Source organism: Streptomyces sp. NPDC001606, assembly GCF_053596835.1.
This window is the reverse complement of the sequence record NZ_JBSFHC010000009.1, coordinates 156361-181548: the sequence shown is the minus strand read 5'-3', so window position 1 is coordinate 181548 and position 25188 is coordinate 156361. Positions and strand designations below refer to the sequence as shown.

The following is a 25188-nucleotide window of genomic DNA, read 5'->3' as shown; positions in this document are numbered from 1 at the left end:
GAGGCAGAGGCAGAGGCAGAGGCAGAGGCAGGGGCCGTGCCTGCGGCTTCGATTTCGCTTCCGGCGTCTGCCGCGGGTGCGGGTGCACTCCCGGCGTCTGCGGCTGGTTCCGCTTCGCCCCCCCGCTCGCCCCCAGCCCGAGTCCGGGCCTCATCCTGGACGGGTGTTCGGGGAGGGGCGGGGAGGTCCTCCGGGTCCTGGGTCGGCTCCGCCCGGCCGGTGTCCGAGGGCTGGTGCGTGCTTGTGTGCTGAGGCAACCCGGAGGTCCTTCCGTACGACAGCCGTGGCGAAGGGCGGGCCACGCGGGGAGGCTGGGCGGACCGGAGAACGGTCCGCCTGGCCCGCCGTCATCCGGTACGGCCCGCCCCGGACGGCTGTTCACGGCGGTCGGCAAACACCCGGCAAACGCCTTCTCAAGCGAGGTGCCCCCCTGACCCGCATGGCCTAGGCGCCCCCGACCGCCGTGAGGAGGGCGAGGGGGGCCGCCGCCGAGCGGGCCTCTCGCAGGCAGGCGTGCGGATACGGCACCGGCTCGCTGTGCGTGCCGCGGTCGTAGCCCGCGAGGACCTCCGGCAGCCGGTGGCCGGTGGCCGTCGCCGCGTCGACCAGCGCGTGGGCGACCGTACGGGCCTCGTCGTGCAGGCCGTAACGGGCCAGGCCCAGCGTGAGCAGCGCGTTGTCGTGCGGCCAGACCGAGCCGCGGTGGTAGGAGAGGGGGTGGTACGCCGGCTGGCCGGAGGCCAGGGTGCGGACGCCCCAGCCGGAGAAGAAGTCCGGCTCCAGCAGTCTGCGCCCGACCACCTCGCCGTACTCCTTGTCCAGCAGCCCCGACCACAGCAGATGCCCGGCGTCGGAGGCCAGCGCGTCGATCTGGCGGCCCCTGCCGTCCAGCGCCAGCGCGGGGAAGGAGTGCTCCCGCATCCAGAAGTCCCGCTGGAAACGGTCCCGGAGGTCGGCGGCCGCCTGCTCCAGCAGCGCGGCGTACGTCTCGTCGGACCACACCGTGCGCGCCAGCCACGCCGTGCGGCGCAGCGCGTCGTACGCATAGCCCTGGGCGCCCGCCGCCATCACCGCACCGGTGGGCCGGCTGCCGTCGGCGCAGCAGATCGCGCCGGGGGAGTCCTTCCAGTTCTGGTTGGCGAGACCGCCCTTGTCGGCGCGGTAGACGAGGTAGCCGCGGGAGGTCAGACCGCCGTGGTCGAGCATCCAGCCGATCGCGGCCCGGGCGTGCGGCTCCAGACGGCGGGCCAGGGCGCTGTCGCCGGTCCGCTCGGCATACGCGCCGAGCAGGATCAGGAACAGCGGGGTGGCGTCGACCGAGCCGTAGTACCGGCGGAACGGCACCTGGCCGAAGTGCGCCAGCTCACCGTGGCGCACCTCGTGCACGATCTTGCCCGGCTGGGCGACCGGGAACGGCCCGCTGCCGGTCGCCTGGGTGGCCGCGAGCGCCAGCAGCACCGCGGCGGCCGGCTGGGGCCGGTAGGGGAGCACGAACAGGGAGGTGAGCAGCGCGTCCCGGCCGAGCAGGGTGAGGAACCAGGGCGCGCCGGCGGCCGGGACCCGCAGCTCCTCGCCGTCCGGCCCGGTGGCCGGCACCTGGAGCGCCGCCAGGTCCGCGAGGCCCCGGGCACAGGCCTCCGCCAGCTCCGGCCAGCCGGTGGGGAAGGCCACCCCCTCCATGAACCGCTCCTCCAGGGACAGCAGGTGTGCGCGTACGGCGGCCGGGCCGCGGGGCACCCGCAGGGCCCGCTTGTCGCCGTGCGGGCGGGCCATCACGCGCAGCACCAGCTCGGTCGTGCCGTGCGGTTCCAGGGGCAGGGTCCACACCAGTCGGCGGGCGCCGGTGCCGGTCTCCTCGACGGCGTCCGGAGCGGGCTCGGCGCTGATCGTCGTACAGGACCGCCACTCGGCACGGCGGTAGGCGAACTCGATGCCGTCGTCCAGGACTTGCCGGGAGCGTACGGCGCCGGCCTTGACGTAGGTGCGGTGGTCGGAGCGCAGCTCGAACTGGTCGGCGAAGTCCGCGTCGGCGGTGATGGCGAGGCGGACCGTGGTGGGCACCGGGCGGTTGCTGGTCACCCGGAGCGTCTCCACGAACGCGCTGTCACCGACGGCCTGTTCACGGAAGAGGGTGTGTGCCGGGGGCTCCTGGCGGCCGCCGCGCGGCACCAGCACGCAGTGGGCGGCGGCGTCGCCGTCCGTGACCGGGCTCAGCAGCTCCGGCACCCCGCCGTCGACGGTGAGCTGCCAGCGGCTGAGGTGCCGGGCGTCCCGTACGAATAACCCGTCCGGAAGGCTGCCGCCCCGGACCCCGCTGATGTCGCCCCGGTCGCCCACGGCGGCGAACGTCGCGCCGTGCACGAGCAGATGATGCCGGTCCGTCATGCCGGGTTCCCTTCCTTGTCACTCCTGTCGAACGTGCCGGTGCCCGCGGGGGACACGCCTGGTCCGGGGTGCTTGAGAAGCTCTTGGCCCAGTTGGTGATGGAGGTCCAGCGCGAGCGCCGCCGTCCAGCCGAAGCCGGTCGCGCCGCAGGCCTCGCCGGTGTACGGATCGACGTACTCGGCGAAACCGGTGCTGTCCGCGAGGTGCAGCATCGCGGTGCGCAGCGCGTCGGCCCGGTCCCGCTCCCCGTGGGTGCGCAGCCCCCGCTCCAGCAGCCAGCCGGTGTTGAACCAGGCCGGACCGCGCCAGTAGCGGTGCGGGTCGAAGGCCTCGCCGAGCAGGTCGTAGCTGGGGACCAGCCGGGTGCGGTCGCCGAGGGAGAAGTGCGGGCCGTGCAGGGTGCGGACGAGGGTGGCGGCGATGGCGCGGGGCAGGTCGGGCAGGAGCAGCGGCACCAGCCCGGAGACGCTCCGCTCGCGGACGAGCGCTCCCTGCCCCGGCCGGGATCCGGGAGGGCCGGCGCGCAGATCCCGGCACAGGAACATCCCGGCCTCCGGGTCCCACAGCCGCGCCACCAGCGCCGCCGTCAGCCGCTCGGCGCGCGCACGGCGGGCGGTGCCGGCCGCGCCCAGCTCCTCGGCGATCCGGGCGAGCGCGTGCTCGGAGGCGATGAGCAGGGCGTTGAACGCCGGATCCTCGACGGCGAATTCGCCGGCCTGGTCGCCGTACCCGCCGTCCCGGTAGTCCGCCGCGAGCCGTACGTACCGGCCGTAGTCCAGGTCCGTCGGCCGGTCCTCGGGGGCGCCGTGGGCGAGGTCGGCGCGGCGGAAGGAGCGGGCCGGGGCCGGGGTGATCCGGGCCAGCGGGGCGTCCCAGCAGGGGCTGTTGTCCATGCCCTGCTCCCACGGATGGACCACCGACACCAGTCCGCCGCCGCCCAGGTCCCGCCGGTGCAGCAGATAGCGGTGCCAGGCCGCCAGCCGCGGGTACACCCGGGCCAGGAAGCCCCGCGCCCGCGACAGCCCGGGGTCCGCGCGGTGCACCAGCCAGGCCGCCAGCGCATGGACCGGTGGCTGCACGATCCCCGAGGTCTGTACGGTGCGCGGGGCGCCCGCGGCGCTCCCGGCGGTGGCGGACCGCCAGAAATCGGGGCTCGGGAAGTACGCGTCGAGCGGGACGGAGGGGTTGAAGACGATGTGCGGGACACGGCCGTCACCCCACTGCGCGGCCAGCAGCGTCTCCAGCTCGGTCTGGGCCCGCAGCGGCGAGAGATGCCGCAGCCCGATCGCGATGAACGCCGAGTCCCAGGACCACTGGTGCGGATACAGCTTCCGGGACGGGACCGTCGAACTGCCCGTCCAGTTGGCGTCGAGCACCCGGGCGGCCCTGACGTGCAGGGATGTGGGGGTGGCGGGCGGATCGTATGCGATCTCGTACTGCGCGGGACGGGCGTTGAGCTGGGCAGTGCGATCCACTCGGGGCTCCCCGAAGACGAAGGCGACCGGCCGCGACGACCGGGTTTGGCAGTGGCCACCGTAGAGTTACGTCTATTTAACACGCAAAACTCACTATGTAATGCAGGCTTGAGGAACACAAGGGGGTGCGCATGACCGGACGGCCGGGAAGGACCGTGAAGAGCTCCAGGGGCGGCAGTCAGGCCGGCGCCGGGGATCTGCTCGAACTGGTGCGCAGCGGACGGGCCGTGACACGGGGTGCGCTCCAGCAGGCGACCGGGCTGTCCCGGGCGACGGTCGGTCAGCGGCTGGACCGGCTGTTCCGGGCCGGCTGGCTGCGCGAGGGCGCGGGCGGCCCGGTGGACTCGCCGCTCGGCGGCCGCCCTTCCATCACCCTGGAGTTCGACGACTCCCACGCGGTGGTGCTCGCCGCCGACCTCGACACCCGGCACGCCCGCGCGGCGGTCCTCTCGCTCACCGGCGAGATCCTCGCCGAGCACGCGGAGGCGCTGGCCGTCGAGGACGGCCCGGAGAGGGTGCTCGGCGAACTCGGCCGGTTGTTCGCCCGGTTGCTCGAGAAGGCCGGGCGGCCGGCCGAGCTGGTCTGCGGCATAGGGCTGGCCGTGCCCGGCCCGGTGGACAGCGAGACCGGCCGGGTGGTGCAGCCGCCGATGATGCCGGGCTGGGACGGCTACGACATAAGAGGCCGCCTCTGCCGTGCCTTCACCGAGCAGACGGGGGCCCCGGCGGTCCCGGTCCTGGTGGACAACGACGCCAACCTGATGGCCTACGGCGAGCAGCGCACCGGACACCCCGACTGCGCGGCCTTCGTCCTGGTCAAGGTGTCCACCGGCATCGGCGCCGGCGTGGTCGTGGACGGCTCGGTCTATCGGGGCGTCGACGGCGGCGCGGGCGACATCGGGCACATCCGGGTGGGCGCGGACGCGCTGTGCCGGTGCGGCTCGCACGGCTGCCTCGCCGCGGTGGCGAGCGGCGGCGCGGTGGCGCGGCGGCTGGCGGAGTCCGGGGTGCCGGCGGCCTCCGGCTCGGATGTACGGGACCTGCTGGCGGCCGGGCATCCGGAGGCGGCGGCGCTGGCGCGGGAGGCGGGCCGCCGGGTCGGGGACGTGCTGGCGACGGTGGTGACCCTGCTGAACCCCGGGGTGCTGATGATCGCCGGCGATCTGGCCGGAACGCCCTTCCTCACCGGGGTGCGCGAGCTGCTGTACCAGCGGGCACTGCCCCGTTCCACGGCCCATCTGGACGTCGTCACGTCCCGGCTGGGCGACCGGGCCGCGCTCATCGGAGCGGGGGCGCTGGTGGTGGAACACCTGTACGCGCCGGAGCGGGTGGAGGAGCGCCTGCTGGCGCTGGGCGTGTAATGCCACTTATCGCACCCTTTGTACTGCGGTTTCAGCCGGTCGCCGGGACCGGTCGGACCGTCCGCATGGTGAAATCCGGCGGGGTATGGGAGCGTGATTCTCGCCACCCTTGATAAGGGTTGCGCTCAGATGAGCGGATCAAGGCCGACTGCACTTCTCCAAGGGGTGGCACTGGGTGCCACCCCTTGATCGTTCATCGACCGAAATCACTCGTGGCGAGAGGCGCTCATATGAGCGGTAAACCGCACCTCTGGAGCAGGTTGCGTTCAAGAAGTGAAAACAAGGAGCGGCTAGGGCTTGCCAAGCTTTGACTTTCGATCCGCTGGCGGACGGGTGGTTACAGGCGCATGACGCGCAAGTAGACGTACCCATAGACCTTCGATCTGGGTATGTTCCTGGCCGTCAGGGCAGCCACCGTGGCCTCAAGGAGTCGAGACCCGTGTCGGAAAACAAAGAACCCCACGTAACGAAGTTCGTTTACGACTTCACCGAGGGCAACAAGGACCTCAAGGACCTCCTCGGCGGCAAGGGTGCCAACCTCGCCGAGATGACCAACCTGGGTCTCCCGGTGCCTCCCGGCTTCACCATCACCACGGAGGCCTGCAAGGTCTACCTGGAGAGCGGCGAGGAGCCCGTGGCACTGCGTGACGAGGTGAGTGCGCACCTCGACGCCCTCGAGACCCGCATGGGCAAGAAGCTCGGCCAGGCCGACAACCCGCTTCTCGTGTCGGTCCGCTCGGGCGCCAAGTTCTCCATGCCCGGCATGATGGACACCGTCCTGAACATCGGCCTCTCCGACAAGTCGGTGCAGGGCCTGGCCAAGCAGGCCGGCGACGACCGCTTCGCGTGGGACTCCTACCGCCGCCTCATCCAGATGTTCGGCAAGACCGTCCTCGGCGTCGACGGCGAGCTGTTCGAGGAGGCCCTCGACGCCGCCAAGGCGGCCAAGAAGGTCACGGTCGACACCGACCTGGAGGCCGCCGACCTGAAGAAGCTGGTCACCACCTTCAAGAAGATCGTCAAGAAGGAGGCCGGCCGGGACTTCCCGCAGGACCCGCGCGAGCAGATGGACCTCGCCATCAAGGCGGTCTTCGACTCCTGGAACGGCGACCGCGCCAAGCTCTACCGCCGCCAGGAGCGCATCCCCGGCGACCTCGGCACCGCGGTCAACATCTGCTCCATGGTCTTCGGCAACCTCGGCCCCGACTCCGGCACCGGCGTCGCCTTCACCCGCGACCCCGCCTCCGGCCACCAGGGCGTCTACGGCGACTACCTCCAGAACGCCCAGGGCGAGGACGTGGTCGCGGGCATCCGCAACACCGTCCCGCTGGCGGAGCTGGAGCAGATCGACAAGAAGTCGTACGACCGGCTCATGCAGATCATGGAGACGCTGGAGAACCACTACAAGGACCTCTGCGACATCGAGTTCACGATCGAGCGCGGTCAGCTGTGGATGCTCCAGACCCGGGTCGGCAAGCGCACCGCGGGTGCCGCGTTCCGTATCGCCACCCAGCTGGTGGACCAGGGCCTGATCGACGAGACGGAAGCCCTCCAGCGCGTCACCGGCGCCCAGCTCGCCCAGCTGATGTTCCCCCGCTTCGACGAGCAGGCCAAGGTCGAGCAGGTGGCGCGCGGCATCGCGGCGTCGCCGGGCGCGGCGGTCGGCAAGGCCGTCTTCGACTCGTACACCGCGGTGAAGTGGTCCCGCTCCGGCGAGAAGGTCATCCTGGTCCGCCGTGAGACCAACCCCGACGACCTGGACGGCATGATCGCGGCTGAGGGCATCCTCACCTCGCGCGGCGGCAAGACCTCCCACGCGGCCGTGGTGGCCCGCGGCATGGGCAAGACCTGTGTCTGCGGTGCCGAGGAGCTCGAGGTCGACACCAAGCGCCGCCGTATGACGGTGCCGGGCGGTCACGTGGTCGAAGAGGGCGACGTCATCTCCATCGACGGCTCCTCCGGCAAGGTCTACCTGGGCGAGGTCCCGGTCGTGCCCTCCCCGGTCGTGGAGTACTTCGAGGGCCGGATGCACCCCGGTGCCGACGACGCCGACGAGCTGGTCGAGGCGGTCCACCGCATGATGGCCTTCGCCGACCGCAAGCGCCGGCTGCGGGTCCGGGCCAACGCGGACAACGCCGAGGACGCGCTGCGCGCCCGCCGCTTCGGCGCCCAGGGCATCGGCCTGTGCCGCACCGAGCACATGTTCCTCGGTGACCGCCGCGAACTGGTGGAGCGCCTGATCCTCGCCGACACGGAGGCGGAGCGCGAGGAGTCCCTGAAGGCGCTGCTGCCCCTCCAGAAGAAGGACTTCATCGAGCTCTTCGAGGCGATGGACGGCCTCCCGGTGACGATCCGTCTCCTGGACCCGCCGCTGCACGAGTTCCTCCCCGACATCACGGAACTCTCGGTCCGCGTGGCCCTCGCCGAGTCCCGCCAGGAGCCGCACGAGAACGACCTGCGGCTGCTCCAGGCCGTCCACCGCCTGCACGAGCAGAACCCGATGCTCGGCCTGCGCGGCGTCCGCCTCGGCCTCGTCATCCCCGGCCTGTTCACCATGCAGGTCCGCGCGATCGCGGAGGCGGCGGCGGAGCGCAAGTCCGCCAAGGGCGACCCGCGCGCCGAGATCATGATCCCGCTCGTCGGCACGGTCCAGGAGCTGGAGATCGTCCGCGAGGAGGCGGACCGGGTCGTCGCCGAGGTGGAGGCCGCGACCGGTACGCAGCTGAAGCTGGCGATCGGCACGATGATCGAGCTGCCGCGGGCCGCGCTGACCGCCGGTCAGATCGCCGAGGCCGCCGAGTTCTTCTCCTTCGGCACGAACGACCTCACCCAGACGGTGTGGGGCTTCTCCCGGGACGACGTGGAGGCCTCCTTCTTCACGGCCTACCTGGAGAAGGGCATCTTCGGCGTCTCCCCCTTCGAGACGATCGACAAGGACGGTGTCGGTTCCCTGGTGCGCTCGGCCGCGGAAGCCGGCCGCCGCACCCGCCCCGACCTGAAGCTCGGCGTCTGCGGCGAGCACGGCGGTGACCCGGAGTCGGTCCACTTCTTCCACGAGGTCGGTCTCGACTACGTCTCCTGCTCCCCGTTCCGCATCCCGGTGGCGCGCCTGGAGGCGGGCCGCGCGGCGACGCAGTCGGAAGGCAGCGACCACCGCTAGTCCCTGCTGGGCGGCTCGACCCCGGACCAGCCGCTGGTCCCCGACCCTCACCGATCGGCGGCTGTTCCGGCGCACGAAAAAAGAGAGGCGGCACCCTGTGCGGGGGTGCCGCCTCTCGGCGCGTGGGGGTTTCGGCCGGTGTCTTGATCTGGATCACCTGATGTGATGGAGGGGAGTGAGGGTAAAGGATTCGCCGCGTGAGCGGGGCGCTACGTTCTGTGATGGGGCTGCCGGTTGGGGTGGCTGGGATCGCAGAGAGGTGGCGTGATGAAGAAGGCGCTTGCGGGTGTGGTGGCGGCGGGGGTGTTTCTCGCGGGGGCGGGGACGGCGTTTGCGTCGTCCTGGCGGAGCGCCAAGCCGATGGCCGGGGGCGGGGTCTCCTTCTCGCAGATCGAGTACCGCTTCCACCCGGCCCACCACCATAACGGCGCTTTCGAGTGGAAGGGAGACCTGAAGGACGAGCGCCCCGGGGACGGGCACAACGTGTACGTGCAAGTTCAAGTCGAGGGGCGTGGCTGGGTCCGCTACTACGGAAAGCAGCGCCGTACGGTCCGCCTGCATCACTTCAGCTGGGAGGGGTCGCAGCTGTACACGGACGACGCCTCCTTGGGTGTCTGTGTCGACAACGGCGCGCTGGAGCCGGATGACTGCGTACCCGCCGTGCACTTCCAGAACCACCGCTAGAACCGAGGGGTTCGTCGTGTCCGAAGTCCTTGCCGCGCGGGGGATCGACCTGTTCTACGGCTCCTTCCTGGCTGTCAGGAGAGCCACGATCGCGCTGCATCGCGGTGAGGTCGCTGCCATTACCGGCCCCAGCGGCTCGGGGAAGTCATCCCTCCTGTACGGACTGGCGGGTGTCTTGCCGGTCAGTCGGGGCGAAGTGCGCTTCGCCGGGACGAAGTTGAGCGATCTCAGTGATGACGAACTGAGTACTCTGCGCCGCGACCGGTTCGGGTTCGTCTTCCAGTACGGAGAACTCCTCCCGGAACTCACGGTGGAAGAGAACGCCGCACTGCCACTGCGACTGGCGGGGCAGCGTAAGAAACAGGCGCTCGCCACAGCAGGAGAGGTTCTCGGCAGGCTGGGACTGAGTGAACTGCGGGACCGGCGCCCCGCGCAGGTCTCGGGAGGCCAGAGCCAGCGGGTCGCTGTGGCACGCGCTCTGGTGCACAGGCCGGCGGTCGTCTTCGCAGACGAGCCCACCGGCTCACTCGACAGTGGCAGCGCGCAAACAGTTTTGGAGGAGTTCCTCACGCTGGCCGGTTCATTGGGCACGGCCGTCGTCCTGGTCACCCATGACGCGGATGTGGCAGCCCGCGCGGACACCAGATACCGCATGGTCGACGGTGTGCTCACCCGGCAGGGGCGGTAGGGCCGGTGATGGCATTCCTCCTGGGATTGCGTTTGTTGCTTGGTAGCGGGCGTGGCAACCGGGCGCGGTTCGTGCTGATGGCAGTAGGCAGCTCGGTCGGTGTGTGCTGCTTGGCCATCGTGCTCACGATTCCCGGCATGCTGGCGGCACAGGATGCGCGTGTAGCCGACCGGCAACCGATCGATGCACCCGCTTCCCAAGCAGCTGATTTCCCCCTGTGGTTGGAGCGGACTGACCCCTACGGCTCACGTGTCCTGACTCGGGTCTTCCTGGCCAAGGGCACGAAGTCCGTGGGGCCCCCGCCGGGGCTGAAGAACTTTCCGGACCGCGGAGAGGTCTTCGTGTCACCACCGTTGCACGAACTGCTGCGTAGAAGCCCGTCCCTCGCCCAACGCCTACCGGGGCGGGAGCGGGGGATCATCGGCCCCCAAGGGCTGGCTCGTCCCGGGGAACTCATCGCCTATGTCGGGGTGAGCCGGGAAGAAGTCCGTGACGGTTGGGAGCTGAGAGGGTTCGGGCGCAACTGGACGCCATTTCCGGTTGTGGAGCCGCCGGCGCTCGACATGGTTCGGTATGTCATGTCCGGCGCTGTGCTGTTGCCCCTCGTCGTGTTCCTCTCCGTGTGTGCCCGTCTCTCCGCTGCCGACCGGGCTCGCAGACTGGCGGCCTTGCGACTGCTCGGCATGAAGGCCGAGGAGGTGCGCCGGGTGAATGCCGCCGAGACGGTTGTGGCAGCGACGCTCGGCGCACTCCTGGGTCTTGGCGAGTACTGGATCCTGAACCGACTCGGCGCGCAGGTGGGGCTGCCTGGATTCACCTGGTATGCAGGCGATGGCGCACTGTCCGGCTCGACCATCGTGACGTGCCTGGTGGGTTGCCCGGCGCTCGCTTGGCTCGTCGGTCGGGCCAGCGCCCGCAGGGCTGTGCGCAACCCGCTCGCCGTCCGCAGGGACGCGGTGGCCAAGGCCCCATCGGCCCTCGGCTTCCTGCCACTGCTCGCGGGTGTGGGCATCGCGGCTGCCTATTGCGTAGCTGGAGCGATGGGGTATGTCCCTCGGGAGACGATGACCTACTCCCTCCTCTTGCCGACAGCGGCCGTACTCATCGGCATCGGTCTCGTGGTGACACTGCCGGCTCTGTTCGGCTTCATCGCGCGGAGAATCGCCGACTCAACCCGCTCGCTCGCGCTCGGACTCGCCATGCGGCGCACTGAGGCCGAGCCGGGCGGTGCGCTCCGAGTGGCCGGCAACTTGGTCCTACTGGTGTTTGCGGCCTCGATTGTCCAGGGGGTCCTCATCCAACTGGAGCAGTCAGGCAAGTCGCACTCACCGGTTCAGCGGTACGACCTGGCCATCGACAAGCTCACTCCAGCCAGCCGGAAGGCCCTGGAACGGCTTCCAGGAGTCGCGCATATCGTGACGGTGGAATCATCACGAGCGGGTGATCCCGATGCCCAGGGGTCACCTGAGGTGGTCGTGGCGACCTGCGCACAGCTTCGTACGGTGCTGTCTCGGGTCGATCAGTGCCGTGACGGAACCCCTCTGTGGCTCCGGGATCCTGAGTACCCCGTCTCGGACTACATGAGCCATGAGCCAGGGAGGCTGTCCTTCCGGTTGGAGGGCGGAGGTCATGAAGTGACCTTCACCGAGCCGAAGCGGACCCGGACCATCCGGTACCGCGACCAACCCGGTGCCTCGGTGATCGAGAGCGAGTCGATTCTGATCTCGCCGACCATGTTGCCTAGGGGAGTGGTTCCTGCGGACGGAACGCTGACCCTGGTCAGCGACTCTGCCCCGAACGTCGTGCGCAGCGTCTTCGACAGCATCGGTCGCATCGCACCGACCGCCGAGGTGACGCCCCAAGGCACGAATATCGACGTGCTCCAGGAGCATGCCATCGTCAAGACGCTCCTCGTCGTCGCTATGGGACTGGGTCTCGCCATCGGTGTCTCCGCGTACCTGGTCGCCGCCGTGGACCGCATGATCACCCAGCGTTCCCAGGTAACTGCCCTCACTCTGCTCGGCATCCGGGTTCGCACCCTCCGGGCTGTGCAGGTGGCGCAGGTGGTGGTGCCTTTGGCGGCAGGGCTGGCGCTAGCTGTGGCTACCGGAAGGCTGGCCGAGTCCAGTTACCTTGCCGTCTGCGGGGGATCACCCCTCTGGGACTCCCAAGGCCTCCCCCTCCTTCTCATCTCCGCCCTCGCCCTCCTCCTCATCGCCGCCCTCGGGTCGCTTCCGTTGCTTGGGAGGCGGATTGATCCGGAGTTGATTCGGCGGGATTGAGGGGGTGGGGGAGGCGGTCTTTCGTAATCGGGGGGGATGGCTGATCGTTGGGCCGTGCATCGATGGCGGACGTCAGGGGGCACAAGATGACCAGCATCAGCCGTAGGACGCTGCTGGCGGCCACAGCCGCCGGGGTGCTGACCGGTTGCGGAGGGAACAACGGGCGCGGCGGAGGGGCGGGGGACTCGCTGTCGCAGTGGTATCACCAGTACGGCGAATCCGGTACCGAGCAGGCCGTCGAGCGGTATGCCGCCGCCTACAAGAAGGCCCGGGTCGAGGTGCAGTGGCGGCCGGGGAACTACGACCAGCAGACCGCCGCCGCGCTGCTCACCGACTCCGGGCCCGATGTGTTCGAGGTCAACGGGCCCACCCTGGACCAGATCCAGGGCGGGCAGGTGGTCGATCTCAGCGATCTGCTCAAGGGGGTCAGGGACGACTTCAACCCGGCCGTGCTGGGACCGAAGACGTACGAGGGGCGGGTCTTCGGGATTCCGCAGGTCGTCGACATGCAGCTGCTCTACTACCGCAAGAGCCTGCTGAGCGAGGCCGGGGTCGAGCCGCCCCGCACCGTGGACGCCCTCGTGGACGCGGCCCGGAAGCTCACCAAGGGGGCGGTGAAGGGGATCTTCCTCGGCAACGACGGGGGTGCCGGGGCGCTGGGGGCGACTCCGCTCTACGCGGCCGGGCTCGAGCTGGTCACCGCGGAGGGGAAGGTCGGCTTCGCCGATTCCGCCGCCGCCCGCACCCTGGGCAAGCTGCACCGGCTGTACGCCGAGAAGTCGCTGCTGCTCGGCGCGCCCACCGACTGGTCGGATCCGTCGGCCTTCGTGCAGGGGCTCACCGCGATGCAGTGGTCCGGGCTGTGGGCGCTGCCGCAGGTGAAGAAGGAGCTGGGGGACGACTTCGGGGTGCTGCCCTTCCCGGCGGACGGCAGTGCGGGTCGGCCCGCCGTGCCCGTGGGCGCCTACGCCGCCGCCGTCAGCGCGCGCAGCCGGCACCGGGAGGCCGCCAAGGAGTTCGTGCGGTGGCTGTGGGTGGAGAAGACGGAATACCAGGAGGATTTCGCGCTGGGATATGGGTTTCATATTCCGGCACGGATCTCCCTCGCCAAGAAGGCCGCCGCGCTCCGCTCTGGTGCCGCCGCCGACGCCGTCCGGTTCACCACCGACCACGGTTACGCCCAGCCGCTGCTGTGGACCCCGGCCGCCCAGACCGCCTATCAGGACGCCCTCAGCCGGATCATCAGGGACGGCGCCGATCCGGAGCGGGAAATGCGGAAGGTCGTAGGGAAGGCGGAGGAGGAATTGAGGCGGGTGAAGAAGGGCGGGAGTGCGTCGTGAGGGCGCGGCGGGCGCTGTGGTTCTGGGTGTTCGTCGGGCCGTTCGTGGGCGGGCTGGTTCTCTTCACCTATGTTCCGTTGCTGTGGAGCGTCGCGCTGAGCTTCTTCGACGCGCACAACACCGTCATGCCCACCCACTTCGTCGGACTCGAGAATTACCTGAGAATGGCTGGGGATGGGGCGTTCAGGGGCAGTTTAGGTACTTTTCTTGTTTTTGCTGCCTTTATTGTGCCCGTCACCTACCTTGTCTCGCTCTCCCTCGCGCTGATGGTCAACCGGGTGCGGTGGGCGCGCGCCTTCTTCCGGTCCGTGTTCTTCCTTCCGGCCGCGTGCAGTTATGTGGTCGCGGCCCTCGTGTGGAAGATGTCGCTCTTCAGCGGGGTGCGGTTCGGGCTGGTCAACACCGTGCTGGGCTGGTTCGGGGGTGATCCCGTCGCCTGGCTGGCGAGTGCGGATCCGCCCTGGTACTGGCTCGTCATCGTGACCGTACGGCTGTGGTTGCAGGCCGGGTTCTACATGATCCTCTTCCTCGCGGGGCTTCAGAGGATCGATCCGGTGCTGTACGAGGCGGCCGCCGTGGACGGGGCCCGGCCCGGCTGGACGGTGCTGCGGCACATCACCCTGCCCCAGCTGCGCGCCACCTCGGTCGCGGTGGTGCTGCTGCTCGTCGTCAACGCCTTTCAGGCTTTTGACGAGTTTTACAATCTGTTGTCGGATGCGCGGGGTTATCCGCCGTATGCCCGGCCGCCGTTGGTCTATCTGTACTACGTCGCTCTGGGGCAGGGGCAGGATCTCGGGCTCGGCAGCGCCGGCGCGGTGATCCTCGCGCTGATCATCGCGGTCGTCACGGTCGGACAGGCGCGGTGGCTGCGGCTGGGGAGGCCGGACGCCGATGGGTGACTCTCTGGTGCGGGCGGGGCGGGCGTTGCGGACGGTGCTGCTCGTCGTGCTCGCCGTCGTCTTCCTCGTCCCCTTCTATCTGCTGCTCCGCAACGGGCTCTCCAGCGAGCAGGACATCACCTCGCCGCAGTGGACCTTCCTGCCCCGTGAGGTGCGGTGGGGGAATGTCGCGGAGCTGTTCCAGGACCCGTCCGTGCCGTTCGCGCGGTCCCTGCTCAACTCCGCGCTGATCGCCGTCGCGACGACGGCCGGCACCCTGCTCCTGGCCTCCCTCGCGGGGTACGGCCTCGCGCGCATCCCGTACCGGCACGCGAACAAGGTCTTCTACGGCATCCTCGGCACCCTGCTCGTCCCGGCCGCCGTCACCTTCGTCCCCAGCTTTGTGCTGGTGTCCTCGCTGGGCTGGGTCTCCACGCTGCGCGGGCTGATCGTGCCGACGCTGTTCTCCGCCTTCGCCTGCTTCGTCTTCCGGCAGTACTTCCTGGGCTTCCCAAGGGAGTTGGAGGACGCGGCACAGGTGGACGGGCTCGGGTACTGGCGCACGTACTGGCTCGTGGTCGTGCCGAACGCGCGGCCGGTGTTCGCGGCCGTCGGGACGATCGTGTTCCTCGGAGCGTGGAACTCCTTCCTCTGGCCGCTGGTGATCGGGCAGGACCGGAACGCCTGGACGGTGCAGGTCGCGCTGTCGGCCTTCACCACCTCCCAGGTCGTACGGCTGCACGAACTGTTCCTCGCGGCGGTCGTGTCGGTCCTGCCGTTGCTGGTGGTGTTCCTGTGCTTCCAGCGGTGGATCGTGGCCGGGGTGGAGCGGTCGGGGATCGACTGAGAGCACCGGCCGGGTCAGGCGCGGCGCACCTCGTACACCGGCACCCGCACCGACTCGTCGTCCAGGCACTCCCCGCTGGCCAGGTCGAAGCGCTGCTTCAGCAGCGGGGAGGAGACGAACGGGCGGCCCTCGCGGGTGCCGGTCAGGCCGCGCGAGAGGACGGCCGCGCCGGTGAACGGGTCGACGTTGCCGATGGCGTACACCCGGTCGGTACGGTCCCGGAAGAGCGCCACCTGGCGGCCGTCCGGCAGCAGGGCCGCCACTCCGCGGCCCGGCACCAGCCGGTCCAGGTCGCAGACCGGGAGCCAGCCGTCGGCCAGCCGAAGCTCGATCTTCAGGTCGGTGGTGGTCTCGAGTGCCAGGGTCATCGCTGGGCGCTTCCTTCCAGGACGTCGGCCGGGGTTTCGGCGGGCCGCGTGCCGATGGACAGCAGCGGCAGGTCGGGCTTGATCTGGTCGCGCTCGGGGACGAAGGCGACCACCGGGTCGGGGGTGTCGGGGGCGTTCACGAAGGACACGAACCGGGCGAGCCGCTCCGGGTCGTTGATGGTCTCCGCCCACTCGTCGCGGTAGTGGGCGACATGCGCCCGCATCAGCTTCTCCAGCTCGTCGCAGATGCCGAGCGAGTCGTGCACCACCACGTCGCGGACGTGGTCCAGGCCGCCCGGGATCCGCTCCAGCCAGGTCGAGGTGCGCTCCAGGCGGTCGGCGGTGCGGATGTAGAACATCAGGAACCGGTCGATCAGCCGGACCAGTTCGGCGTCCGACAGGTCCTGGGCGAGCAGGTCCGCGTGGCGCGGGGTCGCGCCGCCGTTGCCGCCGACGTAGAGGTTCCAGCCGTTGGCGGTGGCGATCACGCCGAAGTCCTTCGACTGGGCCTCGGCGCACTCGCGGGCGCACCCCGAGACCGCGGACTTCAGCTTGTGCGGGGAGCGCAGACCGCGGTAGCGCAGCTCCAGGTCGATCGCCATGCGGACGGAGTCCTGGACGCCGTAGCGGCACCAGGTCCGGCCCACGCAGGACTTCACCGTGCGCAGCGACTTGCCGTACGCGTGCCCGGACTCGAAGCCGGCGTCCACCAGCCGCGCCCAGATGAGCGGCAGCTGCTCGACGCGCGCGCCGAACATGTCGATCCGCTGGCCGCCGGTGATCTTCGTGTAGAGGCCGAAGTCCCGGGCGATCTCCCCGATCACGATCAGCTTCTCGGGGGCGATCTCCCCGCCGGGGATGCGCGGCACGACCGAGTACGAGCCGTTCTTCTGGAGGTTGGCGAGGAAGTGGTCGTTGGTGTCCTGGAGCGCCGCCTGCTCGCCGTCGAGGACATAGCCGCTCGCGCCGATCGTCGGGGCCAGGGAGGCGATGATCGAGGCCACCGCCGGCTTGCACACCTCGCAGCCGTCGCCGCCCCGGGCGCCCTCCCGGCCGTAGCGGTCGAGGAGGTCCCGGTACGACGTGATCCGCAGCGCCAGGACGATCTCGTACAGCTCCTCGCGGGTCTGCCCGAAGCAGCCGCACAGCCCCTTGTCCACCTCGATGCCGGACGCCTCCAGCTCGGCGTCCACCAGCTGGCCCAGCACCTTGACGCAACTGCCGCAGCCGGTGCCCGCCCTGGTGCACTTCTTCACCTCGGGCACGCTGGTGCACCGGTGCTCCGTCACCGCCCCGCGGATCGCGCCCTTGCTGACGTTGTGGCAGGAGCAGATGATCGCCTCGTCGGGCAGCGCCGACGGGCCGAGCCCGGCCCCCGCGTCCGCTCCCGCGGGCAGGACGAGCGACTCGGGGGAGACGGGCGGCACCGAACCGGTCAGGGCCCGCAGGGTGCCGTACGCCTCCGCGTCCCCGACCAGGATGCCGCCGAGCAGCGTGCCGTCCTTGCCGATGACCAGCTTCTTGTACAGGCCCGCGCGGGAGTCGGAGTAGACGACGTCCAGGCAGTCCTCGGTGGTGCCGTGCGCGTCGCCGAAGGAGGCGACGTCGACGCCGAGCAGCTTCAGCTTGGTGGACAGGTCGGCGCCGGTGAAGGACGCCTCGTCGGCGGCGATGGTGGCCGCGGCCGTCTCCGCCTGCTCGTAGCCGGGCGCCACCAGGCCGTACACCCGGCCGTCCGCCGCCAGCGCGCACTCGCCGATCGCGAACACCCGCGGGTCGCCGACCGTACGGCACTGCTCGTCCACGGCGATGCCACCGCGCTCGCCGACCGTGAGGCCGCACTCCCGGGCCAGCTGGTCGCGGGGCCGGACACCGGCGCTGAACACCACCATGTCGACGTCGAGTCGCGAGCCGTCGGACAGCTTCATCCCGGTGACCGAGCCGTCGTCGCCGACGACGATCTCCTGGGTGCCGGTACCCGTGTGCACGGTCAGGCCCATGCCCTCGATGGTGCGCAGCAGCGCCGCGCCACCGCCCTCGTCCACCTGCACCGGCATCAGCCGCGGCGCGAACTCCACGATGTGCGTGTCGAGTCCGAGGCCCTTCAGCGCACCGGCCGCCTCCAGGCCCAGCAGCCCGCCGCCGACCACGGCACCCGTCGTCGCCCTCGACTTGGCGTACTCCTCGATGGCCAGCAGGTCCTCGATGGTCCGGTAGACGAAGCAGCCCGCGGCGTCCTTGTTCGGCACCGGCGGCACGAACGGGTAGGAGCCGGTGGCCAGGACCAGCACGTCGTAGCCGACGGTCAGCCCGGAGCGGGCGGTCACCGTGCGCGCCGCCCGGTCGATCGTCTCCGCCGGGTCGCCGAGGTGCAGCTCGATGCCGTGCTCCGCGATGAAGTCGAGGTCCGTCAGGGACAGGTCCTCCGGGGTGCGGCCGGCGAAGTAGGAGGTCAGCTGGACCCGGTCGTAGGCCGGACGCGGCTCCTCGCACAGCACGACCACGCGGTGCGTCGCGGTCAGACCGCGTTCGCCGAGCGCTTCGAGGAAGCGCTGGCCGACCATGCCATGGCCGACGAGCACGATCGTGGGGCGGTCCCCGGCAGGTGCGGTCGTGGACATCAGGAGCCTCCGTCATTCGTGAGCAGGTGCAGCAGGGGGCCGTCGTCGGGGAGCGGCTCTGCTCCCTCCCAGGCGCGGGCGAGCGCGCCGACGGTGCCGAGTTCGCCGACGAGGACCCCGCCGACCAGGCGGTCGTCGCGGACGACGACCTTGCGATAGGTGCCCCGGGTGGCGTCGGCGAGCCGCACCACGTCGTCGCCGGGGCGCGCCTCCGGCTCGCCGAAGGCGGCGAGGTCGAACGGCGCGTCGGGTCCGGTGAGGGTGAGCCGGGTCAGGGAACGGGTGCCGGTGTAGCGCGCGTCCGGGTCCCCGGCGAGCAGCCCGGCCAGCGCGTCGGCCTGTTCCAGCGCCGGGGCGGCCAGGCCGTAGACCGTGCCGCGGTGCTGGACGCAGTCGCCGACGGCGCGGATGTGCGGGTCGGAGGTGCGCAGTTCGTCGTCCACCAGGATGCCCTGGTGCACGGCGAGTCCCGCCTGCTCCGCCAGACCGGTGCGCGGCCGCACCCCGCAGGCGAGGACCACCAGGTCGGCGTCGAGCGCGTAGCCGTCGGCCAGCTCCACCGAGCGGACCGCGCCCGCGACCGAGCGGACGTTGCGCACCCGGCACTCGGTGTGCACCTCGACGCCCAGGTCCGTCAGATGCCGCAGCACCAGGCGGGAGGCGTCCGGGTCGAGCTGGCGTTCCAGCAGCCGCTCGGCCTGCTGGGCGAGGACCACCTGGGCGCCGCGCACGGCGAGCGCGCGGGCCGCGGAGACCCCGAGCAGCCCGCCGCCGACGACGACCGCGCGCACCCCCGGCCGGACCGCCTTGGCCAGTCCCAGGCAGTCGTCCATGGTGCGGAACGCGTGGACGCCCTCGGGTAGCTGGTGGCCGGGGGTGAACAGACCGCGCAGCGGCGGCAGTACCGGGTTGGAGCCGGTCGCGAGGACCAGGGTGCCGTATGCGATCGAGGTGCCGTCGGCGCACTCGACGGTCCGTCCGGACCGGTCGATCCCGGTGACCCGGGTACGCAGCAGGCCCTCGGGGGCCGGGAGGCCGATCACCTCGGGGGCGTACCGGCCGGCCAGCACCTCGGCGAGCAGCACCCGGTTGTACGGCGGGTGTTCCTCCTCGCCGACGAGCAGCGCGGGTGTGCCCAGCTCGCCGAGCCGCCGGGCGAGCCGTACGCCCGCGAGGCCGGCGCCGATCACCACCACACGCGTATTCGAGGTCATGTCCCTGAGCGTGCGTCCCCGACGTTACCCGGCAGCATCACCTCTGTTTCCCGTGCGGAACGCTGCCCTCAGCGGGGGCGCGTGCGGGGTGTGAGGGTCCCGCGCGGGCGGAGGGGAGGGCTGTGAGGGTCCCACGCGGGCGGCGGGGAGGACTGTGAGGGGCCCGCAGGGGCGGCGGGGCGGTCGCGTGCTGCTCTAGGGTCGTGATCATGCCCGACATACCCGTGACCGTCGTAGCCCTGCTGTGTGTGGCCGCGCTGGCGGCCGGATGGATCGACGCGGTGGTCGGCGGGGGCGGGCTGCTGCTTCTGCCGGCCCTGCTGCTCGGCCTGCCCGCCGCGACCCCGGCCGCCTCCGTGCTCGGCACCAACAAGGCGGTCGCGATCGTGGGGACGAGCGGAGCGGCCGTGACCTACGCCCGCCGGGCGCCGCTGGACGTCGCCATGGCGGTGCGCATCGGCCTGGCCGCGCTCGCCGGTTCCTCCGCCGGGGCCTTCTTCGCCGCCGGGATGAGTACGGAGGTGCTCAAGCCGGTGATCATGGTGGTGCTGCTCGGGGTCGCGGCCTTCGTGATCCTGCGCCCGGCCTTCGGCACGGCACCGGCGGCGGGCCCGGCCACCCGCCGGCAGAAGCTCGCCGCGATCGGCCTGGCCGGCCTCGGCATCGGCGGCTACGACGGCCTGATCGGCCCCGGCACCGGTACCTTCCTGGTCCTCACGCTCACCGCGCTGCTCCCGCTGGACCTGGTCACCGCCTCCGCCACCGCCAAGATCGTCAACTGCTGCACCAACGCCGGGGCCCTCGCGATGTTCGCCTGGCAGGGCACGGTCCTGTGGCAACTGGCCGCGCTGCTCGCCGCGTTCAACCTCGCCGGCGGCATGCTCGGCGCCCGCACCGCGCTGAAGAAGGGCAGCGGATTCGTCCGGGGCGTGCTGCTGACGGTGGTGTTCGCGCTGGTGGCGAATCTGGCGTACGAGCAGTGGCTGGCGTAGGACCCGCTCAGTCCTGTCCGGCCAGCGTGGACCGCAGCCGGCGCTTGTCCGGCTTGCCGGCCGCCGTCAGCGGGATGTCCGGCACCAGGTGCAGGGCGTCGGGGGCGTAGAGGCGCCCCTTGCGGGCGGTGACATGGTCCCGGATCTCCGCGAGCGAGGGCCGGTGCCCGGCGGCGGGCACCACGGCCGCGTGCACATGCTCCACCGACTCCTCGTCCCGCACGCCGAAGACCGCGCACCGGGCCACCCCCGGATGGCCGAGCAGCAGCTCCTCCAGCTCCGCCGGATACACATGGCCCCCGACGACCACGATCATCTCCTTGATCCGGTCCACGAGGTAGAGAAAGCCGTCCTCGTCGACACAGCCGACGTCGCCGGTGTGCACCCAGCCGTCCCGCAGCACCTGAGCGGTCAGCTCCGGCTGCTTCCAGTACCCGCTCATCACATACGGCGAGCGCACCTGCACCTCGCCGCGTTCGCCGGGCGGCAGGGTGGTGCCGTCGGCGTCCCGGACGGCGATCTCCACTCCGGGCAGGGCCCGGCCGACGGTCAGCTGTCCGCCCGGGCCGGTCCGCTCCACGTCACCGGGCCCCGCCTCCGTGATGTGCTGGGTCTCGGCCTGCCCGTACAGGCCGTAGAGCACGGGTCCCAGGGCCTTGGCCGCCTGGCGCAGCCGGGCCGGTGAGGCAGCCGTGCCGCCGTAGGTGACCCGGCTCAGGCTGGACAGGTCGGTGCCGGGCAGGTCCGGGTGGTCCAGCAACTGGTAGAGCAGCGGCGGCAGCAGCCAGGTGTGGGTGACGCGCTCGCGCTCGATCGCGGCGAGCACGTCCCCGGGCTCGAAGCCGTGCCGCAGGACCACCGAGCCGCCCTGGTACAGCGCCATGTCGGCGAGGATGCCGGCGAGATGGGCGAGCGGGGTGCAGGCCAGGAAGCGGGGCGGGTCGCCGGCGCCCGCGAGCCCCCGGTCCAGGGTGCTGAGATAGGAGCCGTGACGCATCCGGATGCCCTTGGGGATGCCGGTGGTCCCGCCGGTGTGCCGGATGCACCAGTCGTCGTCCGGGCCGACCGGAGCGGTCATCGGCCGTGCGGGGCGCCGGGCGGCCGCGGCGAGGACGTCCTCGGCGGTCAGGGTGTCCTCGGCGAGGCCGCCTTCGCCCGGGCCGTCCTCGGTGAGGCCGCCGGGACCGAGGCGGAGCATCGGGGGAGTGCCGGGCACGCCCGCCAGTTCCCGTGCGGGCCCCTGCTGCCGGCCGTCCACCAGGAGCAGGGCGCAGTCCGTGCTCGCCATCAGGGCGGCCATGACCTGCGCGCTCATCCCCTCGTAGAGGCCGACCACCCGGGCGCCGGCGAGATTGGCGGCGTAGCGGGCGGTCAGTGCCTCGGCGGTGTTGCCGGTGAGCAGGGTGACGGTGGTGCCGCGGCCCACCCCGCGCGCGGCGAGTTCCGCGCCGAGCCGGAGGACCTGGTCCCGGAACTCCCCCGCGCTGATCACCCGCCCCTCGGCGGTGGTGACGGCGGCGCGGGACGGGTCGGCGGACAGGGTGTCGAGGACGGCCTCCACATAGCTGCGGAAACCGGCCTCGGCGGTGCCGGGGTGCTGGCTCATCGCGGGTGTTCTCCCTGGTCGGACCGGGTGGGCGGGCGTGTACGACGCTAGTGCCGGGCGCTCATGCCTTCCACGACCGATCCCGTCATGTGCTCATGGCGCATCGGGTATGAAGCGCCCGTCGGGCAGGGCGAACCGCTCGGTGGCCAGCCTGCGGAAGTCCTGTGCGGCGGGCGAGAGATAGGCGTGCCGGCGCCACACCAGGGTCAGCGTGCGGTGGCAGTCCGGGGCGTCCAGGTGCAGCCAGCCGACATGGCCGTCGTCGCCGAGGGCCCGCCGGGCGACGGCCGGCATCAGACCGATGCCCAGCCCGGCGCCGATCAGCCCCGGGGTGGCGGCGGCTTCGTCGCCCTCGCAGACCACCCGGGGGGTCAGCCCCTCCCGGGCGAAGAGCCGCTCCAGCAAGACCCGTTGCCAGTGTCCGGGGCGGGTGCTGACGAACTCCTCGGCGGCCAGCTCGGCGACGGTGACGCGTTGTCGTCCGGCCAGCCGGTGCCCGGGCGGCACCGCCAGCAGGACCTCCTCCCGTACCAGCTCCACCGAGCGCAGTTCCGGGCCGGCCAGCGGCTGGGAGGCGAGCGCGAAGTCCACGTCCCCGGTGGCCAGATGGCGTCCCATGGCGTCCACCGGGGCCTGGAACAGGCGCACCTTCGCCTCGGGGCGCAGCGCCCGGAAGGCGGACAGCACGTCGGACAGCTGGAGCAGGGTCTCCGCGGCGACGGCGATCCGGCCCGGACCGGCACCCGAGGCATCGGCCATCTCCCGCTGGGCGTCGTCGAGTTCGGCCAGCGCCCGGTCCACCCGGCGCAGAAAGGCGGCCCCGTGCTCGTTCAGCCGGACCCGGCGGCCCGGGCGGTCGAACAGCGGGACGCCGAGTTCCGCCTCCAGCCGGATGATGGTCCGGCTCACCGACGGCTGGGCGACCCGGAGTTCGGCCGCGGCCCGGCTGATGTGCTGGTGGCGGGCCACGGCCTGGAAGTAGCGCAGCGACAGCAGATCCATGGCCGTAGTCTCGCGGAATAGACCGCGATCTCAGGCGGGTTGACGGATCGAGAAGCTTTCGGACCGACCGTCTCCCGGAGTCGCAGTGATCGACGTGATACGCATCGAGGTCACCCAGCCCGTCAACGACCCCGCCGAGGAGGGGCAGTACCGACTCGACCGGGACGAGCTGTGGGACGGGCTGCGGCGGAAGGCCGAGAACGCCGTCCCCTTCATCGAGGGCATGTCCGAGTGCACGGTGCTGGAGCGCCGGGCCGACGGCCTGGTGCGGGAGGTGGTCGTACGCGGCGAGCGGATCAGGGAGGACGTCGTCTTCCGGCCGGGCCGGCGGGTCAGCTTCCACCGTGACGACGACCGGGCCACCTGGGTGATCCACAACGAGATCGGGCAGGACGCGGACGGCGGACTCACCCTGAGCTTCGCCAGCGAGATCACCTTCCACGGCGAGGCCGCAGCGGCCGGACCGGACGCCGCCGCGATCGAGCGGATGCGGGACAGCACGGCGCGCACGGTCGCGCACACCCTGGACGTGATCCGCCGGACGACCGCGGCCGCCTAGGACGTTTCTCCGGGGGGTTCTTCCTCGGGGATGGGCCGGCCGGGGCTTTCCTCGGCCAGGGGCCGGCTCCCCGTCAGATGGGCGAAGACGACCACGTTGCCCTGGTAGCCGGTGGTCCGTGAGTAGCCGCCGCCGCAGGTGATCACCCGGAGTTCGGGGCGGGGGGCGGCGCCGTAGACCTTCTCGTCGGGGAAGTCGCGGGCCGGGTAGACCTCGACCGCGTCCACCGTGAACACGGCCACCGTGCCGTCGCTGCGGTCCACCTCGACGACCGCGCCCCGGCGGAGCGCGCCGAGGCCGTAGAAGACGGCCGGGCCCTCGGCGTTGTCGACATGGCCGGCGACGATCGCGGTGCCCGTCTCGCCGGGGGTGGTGCCGGCCTCGTACCAGCCGGCCAGGTTCTTCCGGTCGGCGGGCGGGACGTCCAGGCTGCCGGAGCGGGTGAGGGCCAGTCCCATGAGCGGCGCGTCCACGTGGATCGCGGGGATGCGGATGCGCCGGGGAGGCGAGGGCGGCAGCGCGGGAGCGGCGGGCTGCTCGCCGCCGTGCGGGCCGGTGGCCCGGCCCTCGGCGGCCGGCGGCTGGGGCGGCGGGGCGTGGGTCCCGGTGCCGCCGCCGAGCAGCCATACGCCGGAGCAGAGGGCGACGACGGTGAGGGCGGCTATCGCGGTGTCGCCGAGCCTGGCGGTCCCGGCGGGTCCGGCGGGCCCGGCCGTTCTCGCGGTCCTGACAGTCCTGGCGGTTCTGGCGGTCCTGCGCATGCGAACCCCCTCTCGTGGAGGCGAACCCTGACGGCGGACCCCCGAGGCTGGGCCCCTCCCCCTCCGGGCCGCGAGGGGCATCGGACCCGGAGGGGGTGGGGCGTGCGGTACCGGCGGACGGACAGCGGAGGGTGTCCGTCAGATCCCGTCGCCTCTCGCCCGGCGATGCAGGAGCCAGGTACCGCCCGCGGCGGCGACGGCCAGTGCCGCCACGCCCGCCGCGGTCTGCACGGGGTCGGGGCCGAGTGCGCCGCCGACCCCCGTCTTCAGGCTGCCCCGCGGCTGCACCTGCTCGTGCGCCGCGCTCAGCGCGACCACCAGGTCGCCCGTCGCCTGGCGGTCGCCCTCGGCGCACTTGGCGACGATCTCGTACGTCCCCGGCTGCGCGCTCGACGGCACCCGGAACTGGCCGATCGCCTCGCCCTCGTGCGTGCTGGGCGCCAGCGTGAACGTCCCGGCACCGACCGCGCCCGCGTCCCCGGTCGCGGAGCCCTTCTCGCCGCACACCGCGGTGTTCACCGTGACCTGTCCGCCGGGCGCCACCGTGGACGGGTACACGTCGAGGCGGCCGGGCGCGCCGCCGTACGCGGGTGCCGCGGCGAGTCCCGCCGCGGCCGCGGCGAGCGCGGTGCCGGTCAGCAGACGGGCGAGGCGTCGGCGTCGCATGGTGCTCCCCAAGGGCTCGCGGTTCGGCTTGTCCGTCCGGCGTGTCCGGTCGGCTCGTTCGCTACCGAGGTAAGTCGCAGTCGGGGAGTTCCGCTTGCCGGGCGTGCGGGCGGCACTGCGGTGAACGGGTGTCGCCGACGACCCCCACACGGCCTAGCCCGCCGGGAGTCCGGGCAGGTCACGGGCGTGTGGGGGTCGTGGACGAGAGGGTTGTACGAAGAGCACACGAATGGAGCGACGGATGCCGTTGAACGGGTGACGGCGTGCAGACGGCCCGCGCCGTCACCCGAGGAACCGTC

At 71.6% G+C, this 25188-nt stretch carries 19 protein-coding genes; 10 read left to right on the top strand and 9 right to left on the bottom strand.

The annotated features are described in order from the left end of the window. Window positions 1–444: 444 nt before the first annotated feature. Both ACWCV9_RS18765 and ACWCV9_RS18760 read right to left on the bottom strand, forming a co-directional pair. Window positions 445–2385 (bottom strand): amylo-alpha-1,6-glucosidase, encoded by a 1941-nt coding sequence (locus ACWCV9_RS18765; protein ID WP_450787950.1) that lies wholly within the window; start codon window positions 2383–2385, stop codon window positions 445–447. Beyond that, on the bottom strand, window positions 2382–3860 hold the full coding sequence (locus ACWCV9_RS18760) for an MGH1-like glycoside hydrolase domain-containing protein (RefSeq protein WP_450787948.1): 1479 nt from the start codon (window positions 3858–3860) through the stop codon (window positions 2382–2384). Before ACWCV9_RS18760 ends, ACWCV9_RS18765 begins: the two co-directional genes overlap by 4 nt. Before the next feature lie 131 nt (window positions 3861–3991). Between ACWCV9_RS18760 and ACWCV9_RS18755 the strand changes: the two genes are divergently transcribed. The 8 genes from ACWCV9_RS18755 (at window position 3992) to ACWCV9_RS18720 (ending at window position 15100) form a co-directional block, all read left to right on the top strand. Continuing rightward, window positions 3992–5221 (top strand): ROK family protein, encoded by a 1230-nt coding sequence (locus tag ACWCV9_RS18755; protein ID WP_450787946.1) that lies wholly within the window; start codon window positions 3992–3994, stop codon window positions 5219–5221. Window positions 5222–5660: 439 nt separating this feature from the next. Continuing rightward, window positions 5661–8381 carry a pyruvate, phosphate dikinase gene (ppdK, locus tag ACWCV9_RS18750; protein ID WP_450787944.1) on the top strand — a complete coding sequence of 907 codons (2721 nt, stop codon included), beginning with the start codon at window positions 5661–5663 and terminating at the stop codon, window positions 8379–8381. Between the two features lie 267 nt (window positions 8382–8648). After that, the gene (locus ACWCV9_RS18745; protein WP_450787943.1) at window positions 8649–9065 is read left to right on the top strand and encodes a hypothetical protein; all 417 of its coding nucleotides are present in this window, start codon (window positions 8649–8651) and stop codon (window positions 9063–9065) included. 16 nt (window positions 9066–9081) lie between these two features. Beyond that, entirely contained in the window at window positions 9082–9753 is a 672-nt protein-coding gene (locus tag ACWCV9_RS18740) for an ABC transporter ATP-binding protein (RefSeq protein WP_450787941.1), read from the top strand. 8 nt (window positions 9754–9761) lie between these two features. Next, complete coding sequence (locus ACWCV9_RS18735) at window positions 9762–12035, top strand: FtsX-like permease family protein (RefSeq protein ID WP_450787940.1); 2274 nt, start codon at window positions 9762–9764, stop codon at window positions 12033–12035. 86 nt (window positions 12036–12121) lie between these two features. Further along, entirely contained in the window at window positions 12122–13375 is a 1254-nt protein-coding gene (locus ACWCV9_RS18730; protein WP_450787938.1) for an ABC transporter substrate-binding protein, read from the top strand. Next, window positions 13372–14274: a carbohydrate ABC transporter permease gene (locus ACWCV9_RS18725; protein WP_450787937.1), complete on the top strand. Its 903-nt coding sequence runs from the start codon at window positions 13372–13374 to the stop codon at window positions 14272–14274. Before ACWCV9_RS18730 ends, ACWCV9_RS18725 begins: the two co-directional genes overlap by 4 nt. Continuing rightward, window positions 14267–15100 (top strand): carbohydrate ABC transporter permease, encoded by an 834-nt coding sequence (locus ACWCV9_RS18720; protein WP_450787935.1) that lies wholly within the window; start codon window positions 14267–14269, stop codon window positions 15098–15100. The genes ACWCV9_RS18725 and ACWCV9_RS18720 overlap by 8 nt, the downstream gene beginning before the upstream one ends. Window positions 15101–15114: 14 nt before the next feature. On the opposite strand, the gene nirD is transcribed toward ACWCV9_RS18720, so the two are convergent. From nirD to ACWCV9_RS18705, 3 genes are read right to left on the bottom strand one after another with little or no spacing between them, the layout of a single operon-like run. Next, window positions 15115–15468: a nitrite reductase small subunit NirD gene (gene nirD, locus ACWCV9_RS18715; RefSeq protein WP_450787934.1), complete on the bottom strand. Its 354-nt coding sequence runs from the start codon at window positions 15466–15468 to the stop codon at window positions 15115–15117. Next, window positions 15465–18089, bottom strand: a complete 2625-nt coding sequence (nirB, locus tag ACWCV9_RS18710) for a nitrite reductase large subunit NirB (protein WP_450787932.1) — start codon at window positions 18087–18089, stop codon at window positions 15465–15467. The genes nirD and nirB overlap by 4 nt, the downstream gene beginning before the upstream one ends. Beyond that, window positions 18089–19303 carry an NAD(P)/FAD-dependent oxidoreductase gene (locus ACWCV9_RS18705; RefSeq protein WP_450787930.1) on the bottom strand — a complete coding sequence of 405 codons (1215 nt, stop codon included), beginning with the start codon at window positions 19301–19303 and terminating at the stop codon, window positions 18089–18091. Before ACWCV9_RS18705 ends, nirB begins: the two co-directional genes overlap by 1 nt. Window positions 19304–19512: 209 nt before the next feature. Here ACWCV9_RS18705 and ACWCV9_RS18700 point away from each other — a divergent pair, with 209 nt between their 5' ends. Next, window positions 19513–20295, top strand: coding sequence for a sulfite exporter TauE/SafE family protein (locus tag ACWCV9_RS18700; protein WP_450787928.1), 783 nt, complete (start codon window positions 19513–19515; stop codon window positions 20293–20295). A gap of 7 nt (window positions 20296–20302) precedes the next feature. Here the strand turns inward: ACWCV9_RS18700 and ACWCV9_RS18695 are convergent, their stop codons facing one another. Next, window positions 20303–21901, bottom strand: a complete 1599-nt coding sequence (locus tag ACWCV9_RS18695) for an AMP-binding protein (protein WP_450787926.1) — start codon at window positions 21899–21901, stop codon at window positions 20303–20305. A gap of 93 nt (window positions 21902–21994) precedes the next feature. Then, the gene (locus ACWCV9_RS18690) at window positions 21995–22903 is read right to left on the bottom strand and encodes a LysR family transcriptional regulator (RefSeq protein WP_450787924.1); all 909 of its coding nucleotides are present in this window, start codon (window positions 22901–22903) and stop codon (window positions 21995–21997) included. 85 nt (window positions 22904–22988) lie between these two features. Here ACWCV9_RS18690 and ACWCV9_RS18685 point away from each other — a divergent pair, with 85 nt between their 5' ends. Further along, window positions 22989–23462, top strand: a complete 474-nt coding sequence (locus tag ACWCV9_RS18685) for an SRPBCC family protein (protein ID WP_450787922.1) — start codon at window positions 22989–22991, stop codon at window positions 23460–23462. Here ACWCV9_RS18685 and ACWCV9_RS18680 read toward each other — a convergent pair. Both ACWCV9_RS18680 and ACWCV9_RS18675 read right to left on the bottom strand, forming a co-directional pair. Next, on the bottom strand, window positions 23459–24223 hold the full coding sequence (locus ACWCV9_RS18680) for a class F sortase (protein ID WP_450787920.1): 765 nt from the start codon (window positions 24221–24223) through the stop codon (window positions 23459–23461). The two genes, ACWCV9_RS18685 and ACWCV9_RS18680, sit on opposite strands and share 4 nt — an antisense overlap. 138 nt (window positions 24224–24361) lie before the next feature. Then, window positions 24362–24889 (bottom strand): hypothetical protein, encoded by a 528-nt coding sequence (locus tag ACWCV9_RS18675; protein WP_450787918.1) that lies wholly within the window; start codon window positions 24887–24889, stop codon window positions 24362–24364. Window positions 24890–25188: the final 299 nt, after the last annotated feature.